Source organism: Arthrobacter sp. Bi26 (genome assembly GCF_918697925.1).
Classification (GTDB): domain Bacteria; phylum Actinomycetota; class Actinomycetes; order Actinomycetales; family Micrococcaceae; genus Arthrobacter.
On sequence record NZ_CAKKMF010000027.1, the window covers coordinates 1 to 25,424 of the forward strand.

The 25,424-nt window shown below is 62.5% G+C and carries 24 protein-coding genes and 1 pseudogene; 18 read left to right on the plus strand and 7 right to left on the minus strand.

What is annotated here, in order from left to right:
- Positions 1–957: 957 nt before the first annotated feature.
- A complete protein-coding gene (locus LQV16_RS09250; protein WP_229993649.1) occupies positions 958–1,878 on the minus strand; it encodes a TDT family transporter in 921 nt (306 codons plus the stop codon).
- Positions 1,879–1,952: 74 nt separating this feature from the next.
- Positions 1,953–2,477 carry a PaaI family thioesterase gene (locus tag LQV16_RS09255; protein WP_229993596.1) on the minus strand — a complete coding sequence of 175 codons (525 nt, stop codon included), beginning with the start codon at positions 2,475–2,477 and terminating at the stop codon, positions 1,953–1,955.
- A 405-nt stretch (positions 2,478–2,882) separates the two neighbouring features.
- Between LQV16_RS09255 and LQV16_RS09265 the strand changes: the two genes are divergently transcribed.
- A complete protein-coding gene (locus tag LQV16_RS09265) occupies positions 2,883–3,371 on the plus strand; it encodes a helix-turn-helix domain-containing protein (protein ID WP_229993597.1) in 489 nt (162 codons plus the stop codon).
- Positions 3,372–3,455: 84 nt separating this feature from the next.
- Complete coding sequence (locus LQV16_RS09270) at positions 3,456–3,986, plus strand: GNAT family N-acetyltransferase (RefSeq protein WP_229993598.1); 531 nt, start codon at positions 3,456–3,458, stop codon at positions 3,984–3,986.
- Positions 3,987–4,317: 331 nt separating this feature from the next.
- On the opposite strand, the gene LQV16_RS09275 is transcribed toward LQV16_RS09270, so the two are convergent.
- The 4 genes and pseudogenes from LQV16_RS09275 to LQV16_RS09290 form a co-directional block, all read right to left on the minus strand.
- Positions 4,318–5,022, minus strand: coding sequence for a 3-oxoacid CoA-transferase subunit B (locus tag LQV16_RS09275; protein ID WP_229993599.1), 705 nt, complete (start codon positions 5,020–5,022; stop codon positions 4,318–4,320).
- A 1-nt stretch (position 5,023) separates the two neighbouring features.
- Entirely contained in the window at positions 5,024–5,683 is a 660-nt protein-coding gene (locus LQV16_RS09280; protein ID WP_229993600.1) for a 3-oxoacid CoA-transferase subunit A, read from the minus strand.
- 18 nt (positions 5,684–5,701) lie between these two features.
- A pseudogene (locus LQV16_RS09285) lies at positions 5,702–6,900 on the minus strand (thiolase family protein).
- A 38-nt stretch (positions 6,901–6,938) separates the two neighbouring features.
- The gene (locus LQV16_RS09290; protein ID WP_229993601.1) at positions 6,939–7,334 is read right to left on the minus strand and encodes a nuclear transport factor 2 family protein; all 396 of its coding nucleotides are present in this window, start codon (positions 7,332–7,334) and stop codon (positions 6,939–6,941) included.
- 438 nt (positions 7,335–7,772) lie between these two features.
- Between LQV16_RS09290 and LQV16_RS09295 the strand changes: the two genes are divergently transcribed.
- From LQV16_RS09295 to LQV16_RS09325, 7 genes are read left to right on the plus strand one after another with little or no spacing between them, the layout of a single operon-like run.
- Positions 7,773–9,263, plus strand: coding sequence for a sugar ABC transporter ATP-binding protein (locus LQV16_RS09295; protein ID WP_229993602.1), 1,491 nt, complete (start codon positions 7,773–7,775; stop codon positions 9,261–9,263).
- Positions 9,260–10,273: an ABC transporter permease gene (locus LQV16_RS09300; protein ID WP_229993603.1), complete on the plus strand. Its 1,014-nt coding sequence runs from the start codon at positions 9,260–9,262 to the stop codon at positions 10,271–10,273. The genes LQV16_RS09295 and LQV16_RS09300 overlap by 4 nt, the downstream gene beginning before the upstream one ends.
- A 4-nt stretch (positions 10,274–10,277) precedes the next feature.
- Entirely contained in the window at positions 10,278–11,270 is a 993-nt protein-coding gene (locus LQV16_RS09305; protein ID WP_229993604.1) for an ABC transporter permease, read from the plus strand.
- Between the two features lie 8 nt (positions 11,271–11,278).
- Positions 11,279–12,295 (plus strand): sugar ABC transporter substrate-binding protein, encoded by a 1,017-nt coding sequence (locus LQV16_RS09310; protein ID WP_229993605.1) that lies wholly within the window; start codon positions 11,279–11,281, stop codon positions 12,293–12,295.
- An 11-nt stretch (positions 12,296–12,306) separates the two neighbouring features.
- Positions 12,307–13,107, plus strand: a complete 801-nt coding sequence (locus LQV16_RS09315; protein ID WP_229993606.1) for an SDR family oxidoreductase — start codon at positions 12,307–12,309, stop codon at positions 13,105–13,107.
- 39 nt (positions 13,108–13,146) lie between these two features.
- Entirely contained in the window at positions 13,147–13,947 is an 801-nt protein-coding gene (locus LQV16_RS09320; protein ID WP_229993607.1) for an SDR family oxidoreductase, read from the plus strand.
- 34 nt (positions 13,948–13,981) lie between these two features.
- Entirely contained in the window at positions 13,982–14,419 is a 438-nt protein-coding gene (locus LQV16_RS09325) for a nuclear transport factor 2 family protein (RefSeq protein ID WP_229993608.1), read from the plus strand.
- Positions 14,420–14,619: 200 nt separating this feature from the next.
- Here the strand turns inward: LQV16_RS09325 and LQV16_RS09330 are convergent, their stop codons facing one another.
- Positions 14,620–15,366 (minus strand): cupin domain-containing protein, encoded by a 747-nt coding sequence (locus LQV16_RS09330; RefSeq protein WP_229993609.1) that lies wholly within the window; start codon positions 15,364–15,366, stop codon positions 14,620–14,622.
- Between the two features lie 417 nt (positions 15,367–15,783).
- Here LQV16_RS09330 and LQV16_RS09335 point away from each other — a divergent pair, with 417 nt between their 5' ends.
- The 9 genes from LQV16_RS09335 (at position 15,784) to LQV16_RS09375 (ending at position 25,259) form a co-directional block, all read left to right on the plus strand.
- The gene (locus LQV16_RS09335) at positions 15,784–16,839 is read left to right on the plus strand and encodes a sugar ABC transporter substrate-binding protein (protein WP_229993610.1); all 1,056 of its coding nucleotides are present in this window, start codon (positions 15,784–15,786) and stop codon (positions 16,837–16,839) included.
- A gap of 57 nt (positions 16,840–16,896) precedes the next feature.
- Positions 16,897–18,426 (plus strand): sugar ABC transporter ATP-binding protein, encoded by a 1,530-nt coding sequence (locus tag LQV16_RS09340; protein WP_229993611.1) that lies wholly within the window; start codon positions 16,897–16,899, stop codon positions 18,424–18,426.
- Between the two features lie 62 nt (positions 18,427–18,488).
- On the plus strand, positions 18,489–19,532 hold the full coding sequence (locus LQV16_RS09345; RefSeq protein WP_229993612.1) for an ABC transporter permease: 1,044 nt from the start codon (positions 18,489–18,491) through the stop codon (positions 19,530–19,532).
- A 37-nt stretch (positions 19,533–19,569) separates the two neighbouring features.
- Entirely contained in the window at positions 19,570–20,298 is a 729-nt protein-coding gene (locus LQV16_RS09350; RefSeq protein WP_229993613.1) for an SDR family NAD(P)-dependent oxidoreductase, read from the plus strand.
- A gap of 42 nt (positions 20,299–20,340) precedes the next feature.
- Entirely contained in the window at positions 20,341–21,288 is a 948-nt protein-coding gene (locus tag LQV16_RS09355; RefSeq protein WP_229993614.1) for a dioxygenase, read from the plus strand.
- Positions 21,285–22,340, plus strand: a complete 1,056-nt coding sequence (locus LQV16_RS09360) for a maleylacetate reductase (RefSeq protein WP_229993615.1) — start codon at positions 21,285–21,287, stop codon at positions 22,338–22,340. Before LQV16_RS09355 ends, LQV16_RS09360 begins: the two co-directional genes overlap by 4 nt.
- Positions 22,341–22,390: 50 nt before the next feature.
- Positions 22,391–23,494, plus strand: coding sequence for a medium chain dehydrogenase/reductase family protein (locus LQV16_RS09365; protein ID WP_229993616.1), 1,104 nt, complete (start codon positions 22,391–22,393; stop codon positions 23,492–23,494).
- 12 nt (positions 23,495–23,506) lie between these two features.
- Entirely contained in the window at positions 23,507–24,430 is a 924-nt protein-coding gene (locus LQV16_RS09370) for a sugar phosphate isomerase/epimerase family protein (RefSeq protein WP_229993617.1), read from the plus strand.
- Between the two features lie 97 nt (positions 24,431–24,527).
- Positions 24,528–25,259 carry an XRE family transcriptional regulator gene (locus tag LQV16_RS09375; RefSeq protein ID WP_229993618.1) on the plus strand — a complete coding sequence of 244 codons (732 nt, stop codon included), beginning with the start codon at positions 24,528–24,530 and terminating at the stop codon, positions 25,257–25,259.
- Positions 25,260–25,424: the final 165 nt, after the last annotated feature.

Below are 25,424 nucleotides of genomic sequence, written 5' to 3' on the forward strand. Positions count from 1 at the left end.
CGAGGATCAACAGGCTCAACTCCACTCATCCACCAATCAGATCGGCAGAAGTGTCACCACCAAGAACCTCGGAACTGTCACCATTGACCTGACAAAGAACTGTCACCTATGTCCTGCGACATAACACTTCGGATCGGGTCGTACTGGGGCCGGACCGGATCGGATCCCTTATGTTTCCGGGACTTCCCAGTGTTGGCAAGGGTTGGAATGCAGTTCGAGTCCCACCTCGGGCACGGCATTCCCCCTCGTCAGAGGGGGTTTTTGCTTTAACGGGTGTACATTGACCCTTGTTGGGTCCCTCTGACGCTTGTCGCGGCCTGTGGCCTGGCCGCCGCGGTGGCCTGTGAAGTTGTGTGGGGTGACGGGTTCAAGTCCCTGGCTGGTGGGCCTTCCGCGCGCTGTGACTGGGGTTATGCGGTTCCTCGTTCCGGTTTTGTCGGTGTGGGCAGTGGTGGCCTACACCTATTCATGGACCGGGGGAGCGGGGACTACATGACTGTGACGATTGCGCTGTAGGAAGCACCGGGAGGCTGATCATAGGAACACCCGCGTACGCCGTGCGGCGCTGTTGTCCTAGCAAAGGGGGTGTGTACAGTCTCCACACTGTCGTCTGCTTTATTCGAGGACGTGACGAATTGAGTCCGATGTCAGGTTGGGCCATAAACCCTTCGATCGTGGTGCCCGTGAAGTGGTTCTTGGAGCGCAACGAGACTGGGATGCGGTGTGATCTGCGGCGATAAACGGAGGCGTTTCAGCGCTGCTGCATGTCGCTCTCGGTGCCCCGCCGCGGGTATGAGGCAGTCAGGCCGGCTCTCGGCTGCTGCCCGGTTGTCTCGTATCCCTAGGGATACGAGACGGGGGACGAGATCATGCCCTCGCTCCGTGGCTGGTGCATTCTTGCCCTGCGACCTTAATCGACGGTCAGTCGCCTTCGTTCACCTCGTCCGACGCGTCTGGCTATGCGCGGGCACTTCCCGTCTTCGCGGTGCGGGCGGCAATGGCGAGGGTGAAGGCTGTTGCGAGCCCGAGTATCGTCCAGGCGTAAATTTCCCAGCCGGGGAGGTTAGTTGTGGCAAGCCAGCGGATGGCGTAGTTGGTGGTCGCGCCCACGGGGAACGTAAACACCCAGAACGCTGGTGAGAAAGGCAGCTTGCGATATTGGGGGAGGAGCATGACCTGCATTAGCGCCATGATTGCCAGCACGCCGGTGAGCCCGAGTTGCACGGTCCCTACGGGTCCCGGGTGTGACACCATCCAGGCGATGTTGGCCGTTGCAGGTGCAGCCAGGTATGCGGACAGTCCAGTCTTGGCTGCTGGTGCCAGCGCGCCTCCGGTCATGAGCCGGACGGTGACGACGGTGCCCACGACAAGCCAAAAGAATACGCCGACGCCAAACGCAGCCATGGCCGCATCATGGACGTGGAGGCTTGCAAATCCGATGCTCGCAACGAAGGACCCGGCAACGACAGGCAGCAGGTAGCCGGGATGGATGGACTGCATCGATACCCCGCCTGTCACCCAGTGGGCGAGAAGTTGTGCGGCGACGATGGCCAGGGCGGCGATGGACGCCACACACAGCCAGGCACCCCAGGGCGGCAAATACTGGCTGTAGTGGGAGGAAAGCAGGATCCCGACGAGTGGAATAAAGGATGCGAAAGGCCCTGCCACCTCGTGCTTGAGGTCAGAACGGAATGTTCCTTTCCGCCGAAGGCCCCGGAACACGTACAGGACGGTCAGGACCAGCCACAGGGCGGTGGCTGCTCCGTAGAGAGTTTCCTCCGGCCATACCGGGGATCCGAGGGTGCCCCTTGCGGCGGACCAGGCGCCGCCCAGGCCGGCAAGCCCCAACGGTACGCCGAACCGGCTCAACTTATGCATCCCTGGCTCGGCGTGCGGAAGCAGAACAGGTTTCTGCGCCACAGGCGCCTGGGCAACAGTGGTGGCACTATGTGTCATGGTGCCAGCGCCTCCGGTTGGTGGGGAAAGACGAGGAGTGTGCTTGTGGCGGTGGCGAGGAGTTCACCTTCGGTGGTGCTGAGGCGGCCTTCTGTGAAGATGAGCCGCGAACCAGCTTTCACCACTGACCCCTCTGCTCGAAGGGCGCCCTTCCGGAGCGTGACGGGCCGCAGGTACTTCACCGCCAGGTCGATGGAGGTGTAGCCGAGACCTGCTGCCAAGGTGGTGTGTGCTGCGCAGCCGAGGGCCGTGTCAAGGAGTGTGCATGTTAGGCCGCCGTGCACCATTCCAAGGGGGTTGTAGTGGGCTTCTCCCGGCCGACACTCGAATTCGACGTGGCCATGTGTAGCTTCGACGAGATCGAATTTCATCAGGGATGCGATCGGCGGCGGCGCTATGCTGCCGTTACGGAGGCCGGAAAAGTAGTCCATACCCGACAGTAGTGGCAGCTGTTGGAGAGCTACTGCCGGGTCCATCCAGGTGAAGGTCTCCGAGCGCTCTGCGGAGGTGTTGCTTGTCATGAATGTATCTCTCTGAGTTCTTAGGAGGTCTTCAGGCTTTGCCGCGGTCATGCCGGCCGTTGGCTGCCAGCGCCGGGTAAAGATCGGAGATCGCACCAGAGAGGCCAAGCTTCACGCCGGCAGTGATGTCATCCACGATGACCTTGTAATCTCCCTTAGGTGGCGGGCTGTCGCATACACCTTGGCCGTGCCCCTGGCGAGGGCCTGTTCCGCGAGTTCGGGGCCGAGCCCTCCATTCGCACCCGTGACAAGGGCGACGGCACCAGACAGCAGTGGCATGAATTCTCCTGATCTCGGCAGGGCGCCCACGCGGTTGCTGCAGCCTTCGAAAATCAGGTTAGCTCAGTCGGTTTGAATTTCCAACTAACTTGTATGCTTATAGAACGCACTGAAAGCAGGTAAGTCATGACACCAACCGATACGGCCAGGGATGCGCCCAGGGCATGCTTCATCGCAGCAGGGCTCGAGGTGCTGGGAGAGCGGTGGGCGCTGCTGGCCCTTCGGGAGATGTCCCTGGGCGTTCATCGATTCGACCAGATAGCCCGTAACACAGGCGCCTCCCGCGACATACTGACAAGCCGGCTGCGGACGCTCGAAAGCCATGGCGTTATTGAGCGCGTCCAATATTCCGAACACCCCCCGCGCCATGAGTACCACCTCACAATTTCCGGGGCCGAGATTGCTCCCATTCTCATCTCACTCGCAGCGTGGAGCAGTACCTGGATGCGCGACGAGACCCCCCGCGCCTCTTACCGGCACAGTTGCGGGGCCGACCTGAAACCGGTGCTGACCTGCGCGGAATGCGGCGAGGAATTCAGACTGGGCAGTCTGATGCTGGGACCGCTTGTGTCTACGGCCGACGCGATACCGGTGGACAAGCAACGACAAATTTGAAGGGCGACGACGGAACACCCCGCGGTCGTCTCCTGTAGCGGCAAACCATGGAATATCGATAAGACGTACATCAGGAGCAGATAGATGTCCGGGAATCCGGCAGAGACACTGCAAATAGTTGACTTTGAAGACCCCAGAGCAACCCGTCTGCGGGATCTGCTAACAGACGAGCTCCTCGCCCGGTACGCTACCGAAGAAGAACCTCATCTTTCCGAAGCAGCGCAGACAGCGCTCTCCGTACCACCGCAAGATTTCATCGCCAGCGTCCTGGTACTTAATACCGTAGGTGAAGCCATAGGGCACGGCGCTCTCCGCCGGTTAGATGGGGAGTGGGAGGTCAAACGGGTCATTACAGACCCTGCAGCCCGAGGTATGGGCGCTGCGACCGTACTCATGGCTGAACTCGAGAGGATTGCCGCCGGTGCCGGCGCCCGTCGCGTTATCCTGCAAACCGGGGGCAAGCAGCCGGAAGCTGAAGCCTTTTACCGGAAACTTGGATACCGGCAGATACCAACTTATCCTCCCTACGAGGACGCCATCCCGACGTCGATCTGCTTTGCAAAACAGCTTCAGCCTATGAAGGACCGGCTCCCGTCCGTTCTCGGCCAGGAATAGAGGTCCGGCCGTCGGCAGAAAAGGTCCAACTCTGACATGAGCTTTTCGTCTCGCTCGAACCACGATAGTGGACCTTTCGTAAGCTACGGCGGCGGGGCAACGGCGCAACTACGGCGCCGGCAGGAGAGTGCTTCACCCCAACTTGGCGTGACGCATGTACTGGTAGACGGTTTCCCTGGGCAATAAGACGAATCCACTCAGCCCGGAGCGCCTTGGCTCAGGCAGCTTCGGGCATCCCAATGCACTGACAGGGTACCTCCGACCTTGAAGGCCAATTTGGAGATACAGGACGCGATTACGCTCTGATGCCGGTATGGAATGCCGAAAATAGCTAGACCGTCGCCTTGAGGGGGACGGGCACCAGTGTCTGGAGTTCCTCGAGCGTGCAGCCGAAGGTCTCCCGCACCTGGACGCCGTCGGGTCCGGTGAGGAAGACGGCCTTGTCCGTGTAGACGCGGGTCACGCAGCCGATCCCGGTGAGCGGGTAAGTGCAGGTCTCCACGAGTTTGGACGCGCCGTCGCGGGTCAGGAGCGTCATCATGACGAAGACGTCCTTGGCGCCGGTGGCGAGGTCCATGGCGCCGCCGACGGCGGGGATCGCGTCCGGGGCGCCGGTGTGCCAGTTGGCGAGGTCGCCGGTGGCGGAAACCTGGAAGGCGCCCAGGACGCAGATGTCCAGGTGTCCGCCGCGCATGATGGCGAAGGAGTCCGCGTGGTGGAAGTAGGACGCCCCCGGCAATTCGGTGACGGGGATCTTGCCGGCGTTGATGAGGTCGCCGTCGATCTGGTCTCCGGTGGCCTCCGGGCCCATGCCGAGCATGCCGTTTTCGGTGTGGAGCGTGATGTTCTGCTCCGGCTCGAGGTAGTTCGAGACCAGGGTGGGCTGGCCGATTCCGAGGTTCACGAACGATCCGGGGGCGATGTCGCGGGCCACGAGGCGGGCGAGATCGTCACGGCCCAGCGGCTTGCCGGACGTCTGGAGATCAGCCTGGTTGCCGGGCCGGACACTCGCGTGGTCATTGGTTGGGATGCTCATCTCAGGCCACCTTCACGATGCTGTTGACGTAGATGCCGGGGGTCACGATGTTTTCCGGGTCCAGGCCGCCGGTGGGGACGATCCCGGACACCTGGGCGATGGTGTGTTTCGCGGCGGCGGCCATGATGGGGCCGAAGTTCCGCGCGGTTTTACGGTAGACCAGATTGCCCCGGCCGTCCGCCGTGAGGGCCTTGATCAGGGCGACGTCGGCGTGGATGGGGGTCTCGAACACCTGCCACTTGCCGTCCAGGAAGCGGGTTTCCTTGCCTTCGGCGAGCATGGTGCCGTAACCGGTGGGTGTGAAGAAACCGCCGATCCCGGCGCCGGCGGCCCGGATCCGCTCGGCGAGATTTCCCTGCGGGACCAGTTCGAGCTCAACCTCGCCGGCGCGGTACTTCGCGTCGAAATGCCAGGAATCGGACTGCCGCGGGAAGGAGCAGATCATCTTCTTCACCCGGCCTTCCTTGATCAGCAGGGCCAGGCCCTGGTCGCCCTGGCCGGCGTTGTTGTTCACCACGGTCAGGCCGGTGGCGCCGCACTCCAGCAGCGCGTCGATCAGCTCGAACGGCTGCCCGGCGTTGCCGAACCCGCCGATCATCACGGTGGAGCCGTCCTTGATGCCGGCGACTGCCTCGCCGACGGTGTCGATGAAATTCAGCATCTCTCTTAGCCCTGTCCTCTATGCCGCATCGCGGGAAGTTACGTTTTCGAGCACGACGGCGAGGCCCTGGCCGACGCCGATGCAGATCGCGGCGACGCCCCAGCGCTGCCCGGAGGCCTGCAGGGACCGGGCCAGGGTGCCGAGGATCCGCCCGCCGGAGGCGCCGAGCGGGTGGCCCATGGCGATCGCGCCGCCGTGCCGGTTCACGATTTCCGGGTCGATGCCCCAGGCGGTGATGCAGGCCAGGGACTGCGCAGCGAACGCCTCGTTCAGTTCGACGGCGCCGACCTGGTCCCAGCCGATGCCGGCCTTGGCGAGGGCCTTGTTCGCGGCCTCGACCGGGGCGTAGCCGAAGTACTGCGGGTCGTTGCCGTGCGCGCCGCGCCCGGCGATCCGGGCCAGCGGCTCCATCCCGAGCAGCCGGCGGCGTTCTCAGAGCCGATCCAGGCGGCAGAGGCGCCGTCGTTTAGCGGGGAAGAGTTACCGGCTGTGACGGTGCCGTTCCCGGTGCGGAACACGGTCTTGAGCCCGGCGAGCTTCTCCGCCGAGGACCCGGGACGGATCCCCTTGTCGCGGACCAGGTCCGTGCCCGGGACCGGGACGACGAGGTTGTCGTAGAAGCCCTCGTCCCACGCCGCGGCGGACAGGTTATGAGAATCCGCGGCGAACTCGTCCTGCTGCTCACGGGTCACGCCATACTTCTCCCGGAGCCGTTCGGTGGCCTCGCCCAGGGAGATGGTCCAGTCCTTCGGCATGGCCCGGTTCACCAGCCGCCAGCCCAGCGTGGTGGAGGCCAGGGTCAGGTCCCCAGCCGGGTACGGCTTTTCGGTCTTGGGCAGCACCCACGGGGCGCGGGACATGGACTCGGCGCCCCCGACCAGCACCAGGTCGGCGTCGCCCGCGTTGATTTGGCGCGAGGCAATGATCGCCGCGTCCAGGGAGGACCCGCAAAGCCGGTTGACCGTGGTACCGGGAATGGACACCGGAAGGCCCGCGAGCAGGGTTCCCATCCGGGCGACGTTGCGGTTTTCCTCGCCGGCGCCGTTGGCGTTGCCGAACACCACCTCATCGATCCGCTCGGGGTCCAGCGCGGGGGCGCGTTTCACGGATTCGCGGATCACGTGCGCTGCAAGGTCATCCGGGCGGACGGCGGCGAGGCCTGAGCCCAACTTGCCGAAGGGGGTACGCACGGCGTCGTAAACAAAAGCCTGGTTCATGGTTCTTCCTTCGTTGGCGCGAGCAGGGGTTGCGGGGTCTAGGCTGCCGCGGGCTTGCGGGGAGTCGGCTGGTACGCAAGGAACTTCCAGCTCTCGCCCTCTTTTATCCATACCGAGAGTGCACTGTTGGCAAGCGTTTTGTGGGTTCCGTTGACAGTGAGGTCCGCGTTCATCTGTCCCAGTACGAGTGCGGTGTCCCCAATCAGGACGATGTCTTCGATGGGATGGTCGATCCGGTGGTACCTGTAGAAGCCCTTGCGAAGCTTTTCCAGGTAGCTGCTCAGCGTGTCACGGTCACCCAGCGAATGGGTGTACACCAGGCGCTGGTGGCATAGGCCCTCGAAGGCGTCGTAATCACCGTCGACTACGGCTTGGTAGCGCTTTGCTTCCAAGGTTTCGATCTTGTATTTCTCGGCTGCAGTGGCGTTATCCACGGAGCACTCTCCTTGCTTAAAGTGTTGGGGGCTATCGGCCGCCACGAGTCTGATTTCGCCCAGATGTCCCTGCCCAACGCTGCGTCTTCACGACGTTGAGCCGGGCCTTCGTTAGGGAATGCCAAACCTGAGCTGATGATTCTTGGCCCAGCCTCATTCCAAGGTAATTGACAGCAGGGTGGCCGTCAACTGATAGTTGACACAATCCGCGCGGTCTGATTGCGCGACAGAGCCTGCGCCCAGCCTTCTCTTACCGCATATTCAACAGAGGGACGGCCTTAATTCGCAAGAGAACGCGCTTTCTAAGGACCCCTCCATGGTGCGTTGACCGGCGACTTGAGGTTTACAGGAATGGTGCACATGTAATCTTTTACTTGACACCTGTGTGTTGAATCACTTAACGTCGTCCTCGAACCAATCAAACGGAATGAGGTCAACGTGGTCCTTAGTACCGAGGTCCTGCTTTCTGTGAGCAGGATCAGCAAAAGCTTCGGCGGGGCGAAGGCGCTGAACGACGTTTCGGTGGACTTCCGGGCGGGTGAAGTGCACGCGCTGCTGGGAGAAAACGGCGCCGGAAAGAGCACCCTGGTCAAAGTGATAGCCGGTGTAGTTACAGCTGATACCGGCGAGGTGACATTCCCGGGAGGCGCCGGATCATCCGATGTAGCCATGGTGTTCCAGGAACTCTCAGTGATCCCCGAGCTGTCCGTCCGGGACAATATGGCTCTCAGCATGCGCCGGACCTCAGGTCTTCTGGTGCGCAGGGAAAAACTGCAGGAGCGGATGCAGTCCGCGCTGGCTTCTGCGGGTCTTGAAGACCTGGATCTGGACATGCCCGTGGAGGCATTGCCGCTGGCAAAACGCCAACTGCTTGAGATTGCCCGCGGGCTCGTCGCCGATGCCCGCACCCTGATCCTGGATGAGCCCACCGCCACTCTGTCGGACATTGAAATCTCACGGGTCCATGAGGTCGTGAGGTCGCTTGTGGCAGGCGGACGGTCAATCGTCTACATCACGCACCGGATGGGCGAAGTCTTCCGGCTGGCTGACCGGATCACCATCATGCGTTCCGGCAGCGTGGTGGCCAGCGGCCCGACGGCCGATTTCACCATGGATTCGGTTGTTACGCACATGCTGGGCGAAGATCACACAGCGGGGGAGGCGATCCACGTCAAGGAAGACTTTGCTCCGGAAAGCCGCCGGAAGCTGGACATCCGAGGACTGGCCTCCGGACACCGCTTCTCGGACGTCTCTTTCACCGCGCAGGCCGGGGAGGTCACCGCGCTCTTTGGCCAGATAGGCTCCGGAGCTGATGACGTTGTTCGAGCCCTGGTCGGCCTCATCCCCGTGACCGCGGGGGACATTCAACTGAACGAGATTCAGCTGTCAGCCCTGACCCGACCCAAATCCCAGAAACACGGCATTGCCTACGTTTCCGCGGACCGCGTCCTGGAGGGTGTCTTCCTCAGCGGCAGTGTCGCCCAGAACGTCAGCTCGGGCGCACTGGCCGGCGTGAGCCGACTGGGCACCATCAGGGCAGAGCTGGAAACGGACCTCGCCCGTTCCATTGCCTCAAATGTGGCCTTCGACCCGTCACGCATCCGGGTTCCCGTCGGATCCCTCAGCGGCGGCAACCAGCAGAAGATCGCAATCGGCAGGGCCCTTGCCACTCAACCCGATGTTCTGGTCCTGAACGAGCCGACCCGTGGCGTAGATATCGGTGCCCGCGCGGAAATCTATCGTGCACTCCGGCAGCTCTCCGCGAACAACGTCATCGTCATCGTTTATTCGAGCGACATCGTCGAGCTTCGCGAACTGGCCGACCGGGTCATCACCATGTTCCGCGGCCGCCCGGTCAGCAGCAACCGGACAACCGATGTCACGGACTCCCAGATCCTCACCGAAATCCTTCACGGAGCCAAAGCATGAACACCAAAATCGCGGCACGGTCGACGTTACAAAAACCGTCATTACCAGCCACACCCGTTGCTGAAACCATCAAACGGATCACGACGGACAGTTCAGCCATCATCGCCGTGACCACCGTCCTGCTGTTCATCCTGGCTTGCATCTTCGTCAACGAGTTCGCCACGGTCACCAACCTGCGTGCGCTGTTCCTCTCAGTTGCCCTGGTGGGAATTGCCGCCGTCGGCCTGAGCATTATCACCATCGTCGGCAGGCTATTTGCTCTGTCCGTCAGTGCGATGGTCGCGGTGTCCACCATCGTCTTCGCCTCCCTCCTCCACACCGGTCCATGGACCGCCATGGCGGCCGCCGTCCTGTTCGGGGCTCTCGCCGGTGCAGTGCAGGGGTTCTTCGTCGGGCGCCTGGGCACTGACCCCATCGTCACTACCATCGCAGCCGCAGCGATCCTCATTGGCTTTGCGCAGATCGTGACCGGTGGGCGCAATGTGCAGGGCGCAGGCGACGCCAGCGTCTTCGGGCTAACCATCTTCGGCGTCGTACCCGTCCAGGTGCTTGCCTTCTTCGTGCTTACAGTGCTCGCCTGGTGGACGCACCGCTACACCGTGCTGGGCCGGCGGGTAACCCTCGTGGGCCTGAACGAAAAAGCAGCCCTTGTCTCAGGAATGCGCGCCTGGCCGGTAATCCTGTTTGCCTTTATCGGCTCGGGCGCCATGGCAGGTCTTGCCGGCGGGCTGCTGTCCTCTGAATCGGGACAAGGAAACCTCCAGCTGGGCGGCACCTTCGGCTTCGATGCCATCACGGCTGTCGTTGTAGGCGGCGTCAGCGTCAAAGGCGGAACAGGGAATCCCGTCGGCGCTGCAACCGGGGCCGTCCTCGTCGGCCTGCTCGGCAACGCACTGGTCCTGCTCGGGCTCAGCTACGAAGTCCAGCTCATCTTCAAGGGCGTCCTCGTCCTGCTGGCCGTGGTAGCAACCGGCATCGCATCCAACCGTCAATCAGGAAGAAGGCGCTGATCCCGTGGTTAGAATCTATTGGCACTTCCGGACACTTCTGGCATGGTCGCTGGCCGTCCTCGCATTCATCGCCTTCGCACTGACCAACCCGGCCTTCCTCCACGCCGGCAACCTCTACTCGCTTCTGCAGTCCTTCGCCGTCCTGGCTCTGGTCGCAACCGGTCTCTCGATCGTCATGATCGCCGGCGAATTCGACCTCTCCATCGCCGGGACCATCCCTTTGGCCGGGCTCATCGCGGTCAAGGTAGGTGAAACCGCCGGGATACACCTCGGTGTGGCTGCCGCCGTCGCCGTCGCCGCCGCCGTGGGGGTCCTCAACGGCTGGCTCACCGCCCACTACGCCGTACCGTCTCTGGCTGTCACCGTCGGGACCTTGGTGCTGACTATTGGACTGGGTTTCGCCGTTGCGGGCGGCAAGATCGTCACCCTCACCGACTTTGAACCGGGGCTCTGGCTGGACCAGGCCATCGCCGAGATCGTCTCACCCCGTGCACTGCTGTACGTGGTTCTCGTCGTGGCCGCGGGATGGCTCATGGCCAAGACGTGGTCGGGTGTGAAAATCCGCGCCGTCGGAAGTGACCGCCAGCGCTCCGCAGCGTCCGGCCTTCCGGTGACCCGTGTCCTGATCCTGGCGTTCGTTATCTCCGGTCTGTTCGCCGGCGTGGCAGGCGCCCTTCAGGGACTGACCCTGGCTTCAGGGGCGCCTGGATCAGATGAAGCGACCCTCCTGCAGGCCGTCACCGCAGCAATTATCGGCGGAGTTGCGCTGACCGGCGGCAAGGGCAGCATCCCGGGCGTCGCCGCCGGAGCCATGCTGCTGGCCGTGGTCGGCAACGGCCTCAGCCTGCAAGGCACCTCAACCGCCATCATCCAGCTCATCAACGGCGGAATTCTCCTCCTCATCGTTGTCATTGACCGCCCGCTGAACCGCATCGTGAACAAGTCGGTCGAGAAGAGCATGTCCACCTCCCAACACCGCGTACCAACCAACCGCTAAGGATCACCATGAAAACCACCTCAATGAAGAGACTGGCTGTCGCCCTTTCCCTCACCTCTGCACTATTCCTGGCAGCTTGTGGATCAACGCCAGCAGCAGCCCCGAACGCCGGTGGCGGTTCAACCGACGTCAAAGGCAAGAAGGTGACCTTGTTGACCGTCGCCCAGAGCTGTGACTACTGCGCCAAGCACACCGAAGAATTCAAGAAGGTCGCCGAAGCCGCAGGCGTCCAGGTGACGGTCGTCGTCAACGATTTCAACGCCGCTGAACAGGCTCAGCAGGTCACCCAGGCCATCAGCACGCGCCCTGACGCCGTTGTATTGTGGCCCGCCGATGCGACCGCCATCATGCCGTCCCTGCAGCGGCTCAAGCAGTCCAAAATCCCGGTGGTCGTGACCAACTCGCACCCGCAGTCCGACGATGACAGCCTCTGGAACACCTTCACCGGGCCCGATGACTATGCCAACGGCCAGGAGGCGGCCAAGGCCATGATCGCGGGCTTTAAAGAGAAAGGCTTCGGCGACTCGGGCTCGGTCGTTATCGTCGAAGGTGTACCCGGAACCCCGCCGGCCATCAACCGCACCAAAGGCTTCAAGGACGAACTGGCAAAGTTGGCCCCTGGAATCACCATCGCCGGTTCACAGCCGGGCAACTGGGACCAGACCCAGGCCACATCCGCAGCTGCCAGCCTCATTACCCAGTTCGGGAACAAGAATCTGCGCGGCATCTACGCCCAAGCAGACAACATGCTCGCCGGCGCCATCGTCGCCGCTGACCGGGCCGGCCTGAAATCCACGGACTTGGCCATGGTCGGTTCAAACTGCTCCACCGAGGGTTACACCGGCATTGAAAAGGGAGTCCAGTACGCCTCGGTTCTGCAAAGCCCCATCGAGGATGGCGAGTTCGCAGCCGAGGCTGTCATTGATGTCCTCGAAGGCAAGAGTGTGGAGAAGAACAACTATCTGACTCCCAAGACGATCACCAAAGCCAACCTTGCTGACTGTGCTGCAGCAGTAGGCAAGTAACGGAGGAATTTATGACTGACTGGACACTCACTCTTCCCGACCATGTCATCGTTACGGGCACAGCCAGTGGGTTGGGTCTGGAATGCGCGAAGGCACTGCTGTCAGCGGGAAGCCACGTCTTCGGTGTGGACCTCGGAGGCAGCCCCGCAGAGCTGACGGACCAACCCCGGTACCAGCACATCGTCGGCAACGTCGCAGAAGAGGCGACCTGGCAGGAAGTAGCCAAAACGGCCACTGCAGGCGCCAACGGATCACTGGGGCTGATCGCCGCAGCAGCGATCCTTGGTGTCGGCACGCTCGAGGAAGAAACGCTGGAGTCGTGGAAGCGGACCTGGGAGGTGAACGTCCTCGGCAACGTCATCGCCCTCAAAACGCTGATGCCGCACCTGCAGAAAGCGGAGCACGCTTCCGTGGTCGTGGTGACCAGCGTCGATGCCCACTTCGCGGAGCAGCAGCTGGCGTCCTATGCGTCGTCCAAGGCCGCCCTCACCGGAGCCGTCCGAACCATTGCTTTGGACTACGCCCGTACGGGCATCCAATTCAACCTGCTGGCACCGGGGCCCATGCGGGCGGGACTTTTCGAACGCCACCTGGCCTCGGCCAGCGACCCGGAGAAATTCCTGGCCACCCGTGAGGCGCGGCAGCCCCTCGGGCGCATCACCGGCGCGGACGAAGTCGCCAATTCGGCACTTTTCCTGCTCTCCAAGGAGTCCTCGGCCGTCTTCGGCACCACCGTTGTAGCTGACGGGGGCCTGACCACCGGTTTTGATTTCCGGACGGGCTCCGAAGGCTCTTCCGCCCATCAGAACTAAAGCACCACAGGAACACCGAACCACCGAAAGGTACAACTCATGGAACTGGAACTGACCGGCAAGAAAGCCGTCATCACCGGCGCGGCCTTGGGCATCGGCCGTGCCACCGCCCTTCTGCTGACCGCCGAAGGAGCGACGGTCGCAGCCCTGGACATCGACAAGTCGGCCCTGACCGAACTTGAGGAACTGGCCGCTGACCACCCTGGCCGGATCGTCCCCGCCGTCGTTGACTTCACCCAGGGCGAAGCTACGAACAACGCTGTTGCCGAGGCCATCGACCAGCTCGGCGGCCTGGACCTTCTCATCAACAACGTCGGCTCTGGCGCAGTCCGGACCTTCGAGCAGATCACCGACGAGGACTGGGCGCGGACGATGGAGCTGAACTTCATGAGCTACGTGCGCGCCATCCGCGCCGCATTGCCCGCCCTGCGCGAGTCAGCGGCTCCATGCATCGTCAACAACGCATCCGACCTCGCCCGGCAACCTGAAGCCCAGCCTGCCGACTACTCCGCCAGCAAGGCAGCTGTCCTGGCCCTGACGAAGTCCATCGCCCGCGCAGAGGGCCCGAAGATCCGGGTCAACGCCGTGGCACCGGGACCCATCTGGACACCGTTTTGGACCAAGCCGGGCGGTTTTGCTGATACGTTCGCAACCCTGCACGGGATGGAACGCCAGGCAGCCGTCGAACATGAAATGAAGCTCCGCCAGCTGCCCCTGGAACGGCTCGGCACTCCGGAGGAAGTAGCGCGCGTCATCGCGTTGCTCTGCAGCCCGGTGACCAGCTTCGTCACCGGTTCCGTCTGGGGCGTGGATGGCGGCAGCATCCGTGGACTCATCTAACTTTCAGCCCGCCCTGGATCGGAAGGAGCCCCACGTGCCCGACCCCCATTCTTCAGACGAACAGGAGATCCTGTCCCTCGAAGACCGCCGCTACGAGGCGGTACTCAGGTCTGACTTCGACGCCTTCGCCGAACTTTGCCATCAGGACCTGGTATATGCGCATTCAAACGGGGAACGCGATGACCTGAGCGGCTACATCGACAAGTGCCGGCAGGGTGTTTACGTCTATCACCGGATCGATCATCCGGTGGAGCAGGTCAAAATAGTAGGCGATGTAGCCTTGGTCATGGGAGAAATGCTCGCCGATCTGACCATCCGGGGCACGCGTACCGCATTGGACAACACCGCCTTGGCCGTGTGGATCCGCGTGGGTTCATCCTGGAAGCTGCTGGCCTACCAGCCCACCCCCAAGCCTGGGCAGGCTGCCCTCGGTCAGGAAGGCTCAACCGCCTCCGCGGGCTCAGCTGTCTAAAGTAACCAGGCCCGCAAAGCCAAAAGAGTGCCGGCGACAACCCGTCGCCGGCACTCTTTTGGCGTCTACCGCGTCCACGTCTTGGCAGGCGGCCCAATGCTGCGAGGAGCGTGTCCGCTTGTATTCCCCCGGTTGACACCTGCAAACCAACGCTTCCGCACTGAAGGCACGACACGTCCATCCCATGAAGGGGAGGAATGCTAAGAGTGGGAGTGTTCCATCGTCGCGGAGTCCTCACCGCTTGATCCCTGACCGGCCCTGGCCAGGTCGAGGGGATGGGCGAAGCCTTGACGGCCGACCACGGCCCAGATGGCGACACAGTCTTCACCGGAGGTGTTGCTGAGACGGTGCGGCACATTTGAATCGAAATTCATGCTGTCTCCAGGCCCGAGAACATCGCTATCAAAAGCGACCTGGACGTTAAGTTGGCCGGAAAGGATATGGATGTACTCCCATCCGGGGTGGCGCATCAGTGCGTCCGCGGCGCAGGACTCGCTCCCGGGCCCGTACGTGACCCGCAGGAACTCAACCAAAGGGTCGGCCCGTTCCGTGAGCCGCTCCCAGCGGACGCCTCCCATGTTGATCTCTGGACGGTCCCCTGCCCTCTGGATTCCCGGGATTGCCGTGCCTGCAGACGGGGCGAAGACGGGAAGGCCGCTGACAGTTGAATCAACGGTCGCGCCGTTTTCTTCCGGGGCGGGAGCCGAGTGCTCACCACTCATGAGCGTGTCCAAGGAGAGCCCAAGCTCCGAAACGATGGTGTACAGGGTTCCGATGGAAGGGACGGCACGGCCCAGCTCGACCTGTGACATAAAGCTCGCGGAGATACCGACCCTCCGGGCGAGCTCCCTGAGGGAGATCTTCGCCTTCATCCTGGCAGCCCTGAGCTGACTGCCCAGCTGGGCACGATCCTCCTGGGTAACCGGTGCAGTGGCTTGAATGCTCATCGTCGGCCTTTCCGGCGATCCAATCCGGCAAAAGAGAGGACCGCTGTTATGTATGTCCACCAACGGACCGGGGAACCAGCCATAAGTGTACAGTTCGCGTACACACCACTTTAGCTCCTCTACCGCAAAATTGCCCAGACTTCACAGTTATTACGCCTAACTACGGCGGAAAATCTCGGAACCGTCCGAATCAACCGAATGTAAAGTGCCATGTGCTGTATTACTTGACAGTGTGCGGTGTATCACTTTACATTGGAAGGGTGATGCAGCCGCGAGAGCTGACAAGGGCGGGGGATCTCCCGGCCCGTCGGCGCACCGGCCACAGCTTCCGGAGCTCCGGACTCGAAGTCGAGGACCGGGCGGCGCCGAAGCAAGAATTCCACTTGTGTATGTCTACCTTCTAATTAGGAGCAATTGATGGTGCAGGATCGCAAAGGCGCCTCCGCATTCAAACTGAGCCGCCGTCACGTTGGTGTCGCCGTGCTCGCCGGCGCCACGATGGCGCTCTCCGCCTGCGGCGGGAGTGCGTCATCGGGAAGTGGCGACGCACCCACCGTCGGCTTCTCCGCCGGTGTCCTCGACAACCCCTTTACGGCAGGCCTGGTGGACTCCGTCGTTAGCGAGGCCAATTCGAACGGCCTGAAGATGCTACCCGCCTCCAACGCCGAGGGTGACCCGGCCAAGCAGGTGACCGATATCAACACCCTGATCTCCCAGGATGTAAAAGGCCTGGTGACCATACCCCGGGACAGCGATGCCATCATCCCGGCCATCCAGGCTGCGAACGCCGCAAACATCCCCGTCGTTACCGTGGACACCGCAGCCAATGGCGGCAAGATCTACATGAACATCAGGGCGGACAATGTTGCCATGGGCACCAGCGTCTGTGAACAGATCGGCAAGCTGACCGGCGGCAAGGGCACGGTCCTGGAACTGCACGGCGCGCTGTCAACCACCTCCGGGTTTGACCGGAACAAGGGCTTCGATGAGTGCATGTCCTCCAAGTTCCCGGATGTAAATATCATCCGCAAGGACACCAACTGGGAATCTGCCAAGGCGGTGGAAAACGCCCAGACAGTTCTCAGCACATCGAAGATCGACGCCGTCTTCCTGGCCAGCGACTCCGTGATGCTCTCCGGCGTGCAGACCGTGATGGAGGGTCAGGGCAAGTGGGCCCCCACCGGTCAGCCCGGACACGTCCCCTTGGTGACCATCGACGGTTCCAAGGGATCCTTGGATGCTGTCCGGTCCGGACACGTTGACGCCGTCGTTTCCCAGCCGGTAGATCTCTACGGAAAGTACGCCGTCCAGTACCTCAAGGACGCCATCGCCGGAAAGGAATACAAGGTCGGTCCGTCCGAGCACGGCAGCGAAATCGTCGACTACAAGGGCAATCTCGCGGACATGCTTCCCTCTCCGGTCATCACGAAAGACAACGTTGATGACCAGAACCTCTGGGGAAACAAAAAATAACTCGCTCCCGGCCGAGCAGGGCCAAGGTGAAGACTGAATTTCAGAAAGGGTGACATCGTGGTCACAGCTAACACCCAGAATGCCATCGAGATCCGCGGACTACAGAAATCTTTCGGATCGACCCAGGCGTTGACAGATGCCAACCTGACCGTTCGTTCAGGCGAATCCCGGGCCCTTCTCGGCCGGAACGGTGCCGGAAAGTCCACTTTGATTGCGATGCTTACCGGGCTGGTGACTCCGGACGCCGGAAGCATCCACATTCAGGGCGCGGACGGTGAAATTACTGAAGGTCCCGGATCCGATTCCATCGCTTGCGTGTATCAGAAAAGCACCCTCGTGCCGGAACTGACCGTGGCGGAAAACATCAGCCTTGGCGCTTACCCACGCAAGCGGTGGGGGAGCGTGGACTGGCCGGCGATGCGCAAGGCGGCAACCGACCAGCTCAAGGACTGGGGTTACGAGCGCATCGTCGACAAAAACGTCGAGGACCTTGAACCGCTGGAAAAGAAAATCGTCGAAGTATGCCGGGCACTGTCCCGGGGACCGCGGATCCTCCTTCTGGACGAACCGACGGCCGGCCTCGACGAGGGGGCTTCCCATGAACTATTCGCCCAGATCAACAGCCTCCGCCAGCGCGGGGTGACCGTCATCTACGTCTCCCACCACCTGGAAGAAATCTTCAAGGTCTGCGACTCTGTCACCATCCTGCGCGACGGACGCGACGTCCTGACCGCCCAGACAGCCGACCTCACCGTCAACCGGATCGTCAACGTCATGGCCGGTGTGACGGAGCAAGAAGCTGCAGCTGCTAGGAAAGATACTGCCGCCACCAGTAACCGCCAGGACCAGCTTGGCGAAACGCGACTCACCGTGACCGGCGTCGGCGTCGGCTCCCGCGTCCTGGAAGCCAACCTGACGGTCCGCGCTGGCGAATGCGTCGGCCTCACAGGTCTCGATGGCGCAGGCCACGTCCAGCTCGCCCAGGCAATCGCAGGTCAGCTGGCACTCGATGCGGGAACCGTTGAACACAACGGCCACACCCTCGGGCACGGAAACGTCATCAAAACGATCAACGCCGGAATTGGCTTCGTTCCCGAAGACCGCCACGTCAACGGCTACGTCCCGGAACTGTCCGTCGAAGAAAACGCCACCCTGACCATCGTCGACCGGCTCCGCGGCCGTGGCGGCCTCATCAGTTCGGGACGGCGCCGCGAACGCTTCACGGAACTCTCCGGCGCGTGGTCCATCAAATGCGACGGACCCACCCAGGCCGTCGAAGAGCTCTCCGGAGGCAACCAGCAAAAGGTCGTGCTCGCACGGGCCCTCGCTTCAAACCCGGACACACTCGTCCTCGTCCACCCCACCGCCGGTGTCGACGTGACAGCGAAGGAATCCATCTACGAATCACTTCGGGCGCTGCGTGACAGCGGACGAGCGCTGCTGATCGTCTCCACCGACGACACCGACCTGGAAATCTGCGACAGGGTCATCGTCATGTACAAGGGCGAAATTCACGCCGAACTCAACGCCGGCTACGAAGAGTGGGAACTCGTAGGCGCCATCCAAGGGGCGGAGGCCGCGGCATGACAATGTCAGCCCCGCCCCTGCAGCCCACGACCAATGAGCCAAAGAACCAAGGAGAAACTCCAATGTCCACGCATACCCCGACCGTTGCGGGTACGCCGACCAGCCGCCGGCCCCTCAACATCATCGACCAGGCCCGCTCCTCCGGCTGGGCCCGGGAGCTTGCGCTGCTGCCCGCCATCATCGTGGCCATGGTCATCGGCGCCTTCCTGTCGCCCCAGTTCCTCACAGCGAACAACCTACTCAACAACGTCCTTGTGACCTCCGCCGTACTTGGCATCGTGGTCATCGCCGAAAGCATCATCCTGATCTCGGGCTACTTCGATCTTTCGCTCGAGTCCGTGGTGGGCCTGGCTCCGATGCTTGCCGTGTGGCTGGTCCTGCCCGCCGCGGTCGGCGGCTCCGGCTGGGGATGGTCACCTTGGGCCGCGTTCGGGGCGATGCTCGTGCTTTCCATCGTGGTGGGATTGATCAACGGGTTCCTTGTCGGCAAGCTGAAACTCAACGCCTTCATCGTCACCCTCGCCATGCTCACCTTGCTCCGCGGCCTGACCATGGGCCTGTCCGGCGGCAAGACCCTCTCGGGGCTCCCCGCTGAATTCCTCGCCCTCGGCAACACCAAGTGGCTGGGCATCTCCATCCAGATCTGGCTCTTCGTGATCTTCCTGGTCGCCGCCGCAGTATTCATGCGCAGCCACCCGGTCGGGCGCAAGCTCTACGCCATGGGCGGCAACAACGCCGCCGCAGCAGCAGCAGGCATCAAAACACTGCGCCTTACCATCGGCGTCTTCGTCGCCGGCGCGGTCATCGCCGCGTTCGCCGGCCTCATGCTCACCGGCCGTATCGCTTCCGTGACGGCCAACCAGGGCGACGGCCTCATCTTCACCGTCTTCGCAGCGGCTGTCATCGGTGGCATCAGCCTCAATGGTGGCAAGGGCTCCATGATCGGCGCACTCAGTGGCGTGCTGCTACTGGGCATCATCCAGAACATCCTCGTCCTGTCCCAGGTGCCCTCGTTCTGGATCCAGGCCATCTACGGTCTGATCATCCTCAGCGCCCTGATCTTCAACTACCTGGCCGGTTCCCGGCGCACCCGCCGCGTCGTCTAACCAATCCCGCCACTTCTGAAAGCAAGGAGCACACACCGTGAGTTCACCATCCTTTGACGGAAAGGTCGCCATCGTCACCGGCGCGGCCAGCGGCATCGGCCACGCCACAGCACTGGCACTTGCCGCACAGGGTGCAACCGTCTACGGAGCCGACATAGCCGCCGGCGACGCAGCTGACGGGGCCATCCAATGGCGGCGCCTCGACGTCGCCGAAGAAGACGACTGGAAGGCACTCACGGAAGAAGTGCTCCAGGCCCACGGCCGCATCGACGTCCTGATCAACAACGCAGGCCTGGTCGGATCGTACGAATCGATCACGGATATCGACATCCAGGACTGGCACCGGATCATCTCCGTCAACCAGACCGGTGTCTTCCTGGGAATGCGCTCCGTCGCACCGGCCATGCTGGCGCAGGAATCCGGATCCATCGTGAATGTCTCGTCCATCTGGGGACTTGTCGGAGCAGCCGGCGTCGCCGCCTACCAGGCATCCAAGGGTGCCGTGACCATGATGACAAAGAACGCCTCCGCCACGTGGGCAGCGCAGGGGATCCGCGTGAACTCGGTCCACCCCGGGTTGATCACTAGCCCGTTGACGGAAAACCAGGACCAGGCCATCTCCGATGAGCTGATCGCCAAGACCCCCATGCACAGGGCCGGGCGCGCCAGCGAAGTCGCCGATGCGATCGTCTATCTCGCCTCCGACAAGGCCTCCTACATCACCGGCGCGCAACTCGTTGTCGACGGCGGATTCACCAGCATCTGAGCACGACTTACCAGCCGCCCCAGCTCCAAGGAAGGAACCACCATGAGCACGGACCTCGGCCCCGGCACACTGACTGCCGCTGTCATCGACAGTTTCCGCAATACCCCTGATGACCGGCTTCGGACCATCCTGACCAGCCTCACCACCCACCTTCACAACTTCGTCAGGGAGATTGAACCCACGATCGACGAATGGGAAACCGCCATCAACTTCCTGACCGCCACAGGCCAGAAGTGCGACTCTGTCCGGCAGGAGTTCATCCTCCTCTCCGACGTGCTGGGCGTGTCCATGATGGTGGAAACCCTCAATGACGCCGAAACTCCGGACGCCACCGACTCCACTGTCCTGGGTCCTTTCCACATGGTCGAATCCCCAAAGCGTGAACTTGGCGAGAACGCCTCCCCGGAAAGCGAAGGAGACATCTGCCTGGTCAGGGGGCGCATCCTCTCCGTCACCGGTGAGCCCGTCCCCAATGCCGCCATCGACATCTGGCAGGCAAACACCAAGGGCTTCTACGACGTTCAGCAACCCGGCATCCAAAGCATCGGCAACGGCCGCGGCCTGTTCACGTCCAACGCCGCCGGAGAGTTCTACTTCCGCAGCGTCATCCCCAGCTATTACCCGATCCCGACCGACGGCCCTGTCGGGGACCTGCTGCACGCGACTGCCCGGCACCCGAACAGGCCGGCGCACATCCACTTCATCGTGGGCGCGCCGGGTTTCCGGGAACTGACGACGCACATTTTTGTTAGCGGGAGCGACTACATCGATTCCGACGCCGTTTTCGCCGTGAAGCAGAGCCTGATCGCCGAATTCGTGCCCAACACCTCAGAGGCCGACGCAGCCCGCTACGGTCTCACCCCACCGTTTATGGAGGCAGTGATCGACATTGTCATCCACCCCGAGCTCGTCGACCCGGACATGATCCACACCGCCGTGATGTCCCCGTCCACTGCACGGATTATCGAAGCACAGGAGAACACCCGATGAAGGATTTTCAGTACCAGGCACTTCCGATGCGCGTCCGTTTCGGAGCCGGCTCACTTGCCTCACTTAACGACGAAGTCGTCAACCTTGGCCTCAAGCGTGTCCTGGTCCTGGCTACACCCTTCCAAGCGGATATGGCCGAAAGGATTTCTCAACAGCTGGGCGAGCTCAGCGCCGGTGTGCACGCCGAAGCTGAAATGCATGTGCCCATCGAATCCGCCCACAAAGCGCGTGAAGTAGCTGCCGCTGCCCAGGCCGACGGTTACGTTGCGGTCGGCGGCGGGTCCACAACTGGCCTGGGCAAGGCCATCGCGCTTGAGTTCGGCCAGCCCATCATTGCCGTACCCACAACCTACGCCGGCTCCGAAATGACGCCCGTATGGGGCCTGACCGCCGACGGGGAGAAAAGGACCGGACGCGACTCCAAGGTCCTGCCCACCAGTGTCATCTACGACCCCGAACTCACTGTTTCCCTCCCGGTGAGCATGTCGGTCACCAGCGGATTCAACGCCATCGCCCACGCTGTGGAAGCGCTGTACGCACCGGACGGTTCGCCCATCATCTCCCTGATGGCCGAGGAGGGCACCCGTGCCCTCCTCGAAGCGATGCCAAAGATCGTGGAAGACCCATCCAACATCGACGCCCGCTCCGATGCGCTGTACGGCGCGTGGCTCTGCGGGGCCACCCTCGGCGCGACTACGATGTCGCTGCACCACAAGCTGTGCCACACACTCGGCGGGACCTTCAACCTTCCCCACGCCGAAACCCACACTGTCGTACTGCCCTACGCCCTGGCCTACAACGCCCAGCACGCCCCCCAAGCGATCGCGGCCCTGCAGCGCGCCACCGGGGCAGACAACCCGGCGGCCCACTTCAAGAAGCTGAGCGTGGCCCTCGGCGCACCCTCGTCCCTGGCTGAACTGGGCCTGAAGGAATCCGACGTCGAAAAGATCGTCGAAATCGCCACAAAGAACCCTTACGCCAACCCGCGGGAAGTGACCCCCGAGGGCATCCGGGAACTCGTCACGGCCGCCCTTCACGGCAGCGACGTCTAAGCAACGTCCTCATTCCTCCCTGTTGCCTGAACCCACAGAAAGAACACAACATGTCTGAGACCGTCAACGAAGTGCGTACGGCGCCCGCGGCACCTCCGCCGGGGACCGTCCCGGCCGTCCTGGTCCGCCAAGACGCCGGCGGCACCATCACAGTCGAACCCGGCACTGCAGCCATCACTGCGACCAAACCCGCTGAGCTCCTTGTACGGCCCGCTTACGTGGGGGTGTGCGGCACTGATATCGAAATCCTGCACGGCAGCATGCCGGAGACCTTCAAGATCAATTACCCGCACGTCTTGGGCCATGAATGGTCAGGAATTGTCGTGGAGGTTGGCGCCGGCGTTGAAGGGTTTCATCGGGGGGACCGGGTCCTTGGGCACGGACACCTGGGCGGCAACGACTGGTTCGGGGTCACCCACGATGGAGCCGCAGCTGAACTGTTCACCGTCCCGGCCGATATGTGCTTCCACATCCCTGACGAGGTGGACATGCTCACGGCTGCAGTTATTGAACCTTTCGCCTGCGTGTTGAATGGGCTGACCAAGATTGGCGGCATCAGTGCCGCCGATACCGTCCATGTGCACGGGCTCGGAGCCATCGGCCTGAATGCAGTGATCCAGGCTGTTACCGCCGGCGCCCAGGTAGTCGCGTTCGATCCCAGCCCGCTGCGGCGTGAGATGGCGATCAGACTGGGAGCCAAGGCCGCAGTGAACCCGTTGGAGGAGACTGTCGCTACCGCAGCCGCGGAACAGGCAGTCGGCCGACCGTTTGCTGACGTGGTCATCGAAGCCTCCGGAAATTCCGCTGCGCAGGCGGCTGCCCTTGAGAGCGCCGACCTCAATGGTCGGGTTCTGCTGATGGGTGTTTCCACTCCAAAATTCGCGCCTGCTCGCCTGGGCCTGGTGCAGGAACGAAACCTCTTGATTACCAGCTCCACCGGGGCGCCGGTAGCAGTATGGCCCGCAGCAATCCGGTACGTGGCAAACACCCGCCTCAATCTCGGTGAGATCGTCTCCACCGTCGTCCCGTTCTCCCGCGGAGACGAAGCCCTCCAAAGGGCACAGGACTCAAGCCGGGAAACGAAGGTCATGCTTGCCCCGGATGCCACCAACGCCGACGGCGTGGCCGCCTCCTCAACCCACAAAGCCAACTAACAAAGGACGAACGTGAACGACACGAACATCATTCAGAACCGGGACCTCCTGGCCTCCTGCTGGACCTGGGCAGGCAACGCCGCCCCGCTTCGGGGCGATGAGACGAGCCCTATCGACGTGCGCACCCGGGTTGAGGCTGCCGCCAAGGCAGGCTGGAAGGGACTGGGCTTTATCCACGCCGACCTTCCGGAGATTGAAAAGACCATTGGTCTCAAGGGGCTCCGCCAGCTGCTGGACGACAACGGCATCGTCCACGTCGAGATGGAATTCCTCGCGGACTGGTGGAAGACCGGCCCCGAACGCGAAGAATCCGATCGCTGGCGTAAGGTCCTGTTCAACGCTGCAGAGATACTCGGCGTCAAGACCATCAAGATCGGCGCCGAACTGGCCCTCGAAGGTGAGCCGGCGCCTGTCGATGAAACCGCGTTCCACCAGGAATTCGACCGGCTCGCCACTCAGGCCGGGGAAGTGGGCACGCGCGTCGCTTTGGAGCCCATGCCGATGAACAACCTCAAGACGATCGAAATCGGCGCGAAGTTCATCAGCGAGGTCAACAACCCGCACGGCGGGCTCACCGTCGATACCTGGCACACCAGCCGCGGCGGCACCCGCTACGAAGACCTGGCCGCGATCCTGCCCATGGACAAAGTCTTCATCGTCGAAATCGATGATGCCCGCAAAGACGTCGTCGGTTCGCTGTGGGAAGACACCATCAATGAGCGGCTTTACCCTGGCGAGGGCGATCTGGACACCGTCAGCTTCGTCAAGGCCATCTACGAAGCCGGCTGGCGGGGTCACTGGGGCGTGGAAATACTCGCGGAATCACACCGCCTGTTGCCGTTGGATCAGGCATTGGCACGCGCCCACGATTCAGCCGCGGCGACACTCGAGGCAGCGTCCCAACTGATCGCCGCGGAACAGTCCGAAAAGGTCTAACCCGAGCTAATCCGCGTAAGCCTGGCCCACCTGCCACCCTGCAGGGTGGCGCGTGGGCCAGGTTTGCCACGGAGCCTTACAAGAGAAGCGGAACACCATGAGCGCACCAGCCCCGGAGGCACGATCGGACGCCGCCATCCAGCTTGGCATGCGTCTTCGTGACGCCCGGCAGAGCGCCAAGCTCTCCGTACGCGAGCTTGCGCGCCGTGTGGACGTCTCCGCCAGCCTCGTTTCACAGGTCGAGCTGGGCCGCACAACACCGTCTGTCGGAACCCTTTACGCCCTCGTATCAGCACTGGGCTTGTCCCTTGATGCGGTACTGCAGGATGCGGGGCAATTTCCGTCGGCAGGTACCAGTCTTCGGGTTGTTGAAACTCCAGCCGTCTTTGAAGACGGGCGGCCCTGGTCATCCGAAGGTGCGGTGACACCTCTGGTGCCATCTACAGGGAGTAACGAACTTCCTGGACTTCTGGAAGCGAAGAACCGTCCAAAACTCCGTGTCGATGGTGTCCTCTGGGAGCGACTCACTGCGGAGAACGACCCCAATGTGGAACTGCTTCGCGTCACGTACGGAAGCGGCACTGAATCCTGCCCGCCGGATAACCTCATGCGGCACGGGGGACATGAATACTTCCACATTCTTGAAGGAAGACTCAACGTGGAGGCCGGGTCCTCCATGGGAACACTTAGCGCCGGAGACAGCATCAACTTCGTCTCTTCCGCCCCTCACCGGCTCAGCAACCCTTTCAACGAAGATTGCATCGCAATTTGGGTGGTGGTCGGCCGGCGAAACCATCAGCAGGACAACCCGGTCTCGCCGGTCGCATAAGTAAGACGAGCAACAGAAAAAAACCATCACATGCACTCACGGAGCCTTGAAACGGAGTCCCAGTTGAATTCGTCATCCACACAGAATTGGGGCAAGGAGCCCGCTGGCGAGGCTCATGCAAACAATTCGGCCACCCCTGCTCACTGGGGCGAGCTCTGCCCGGGT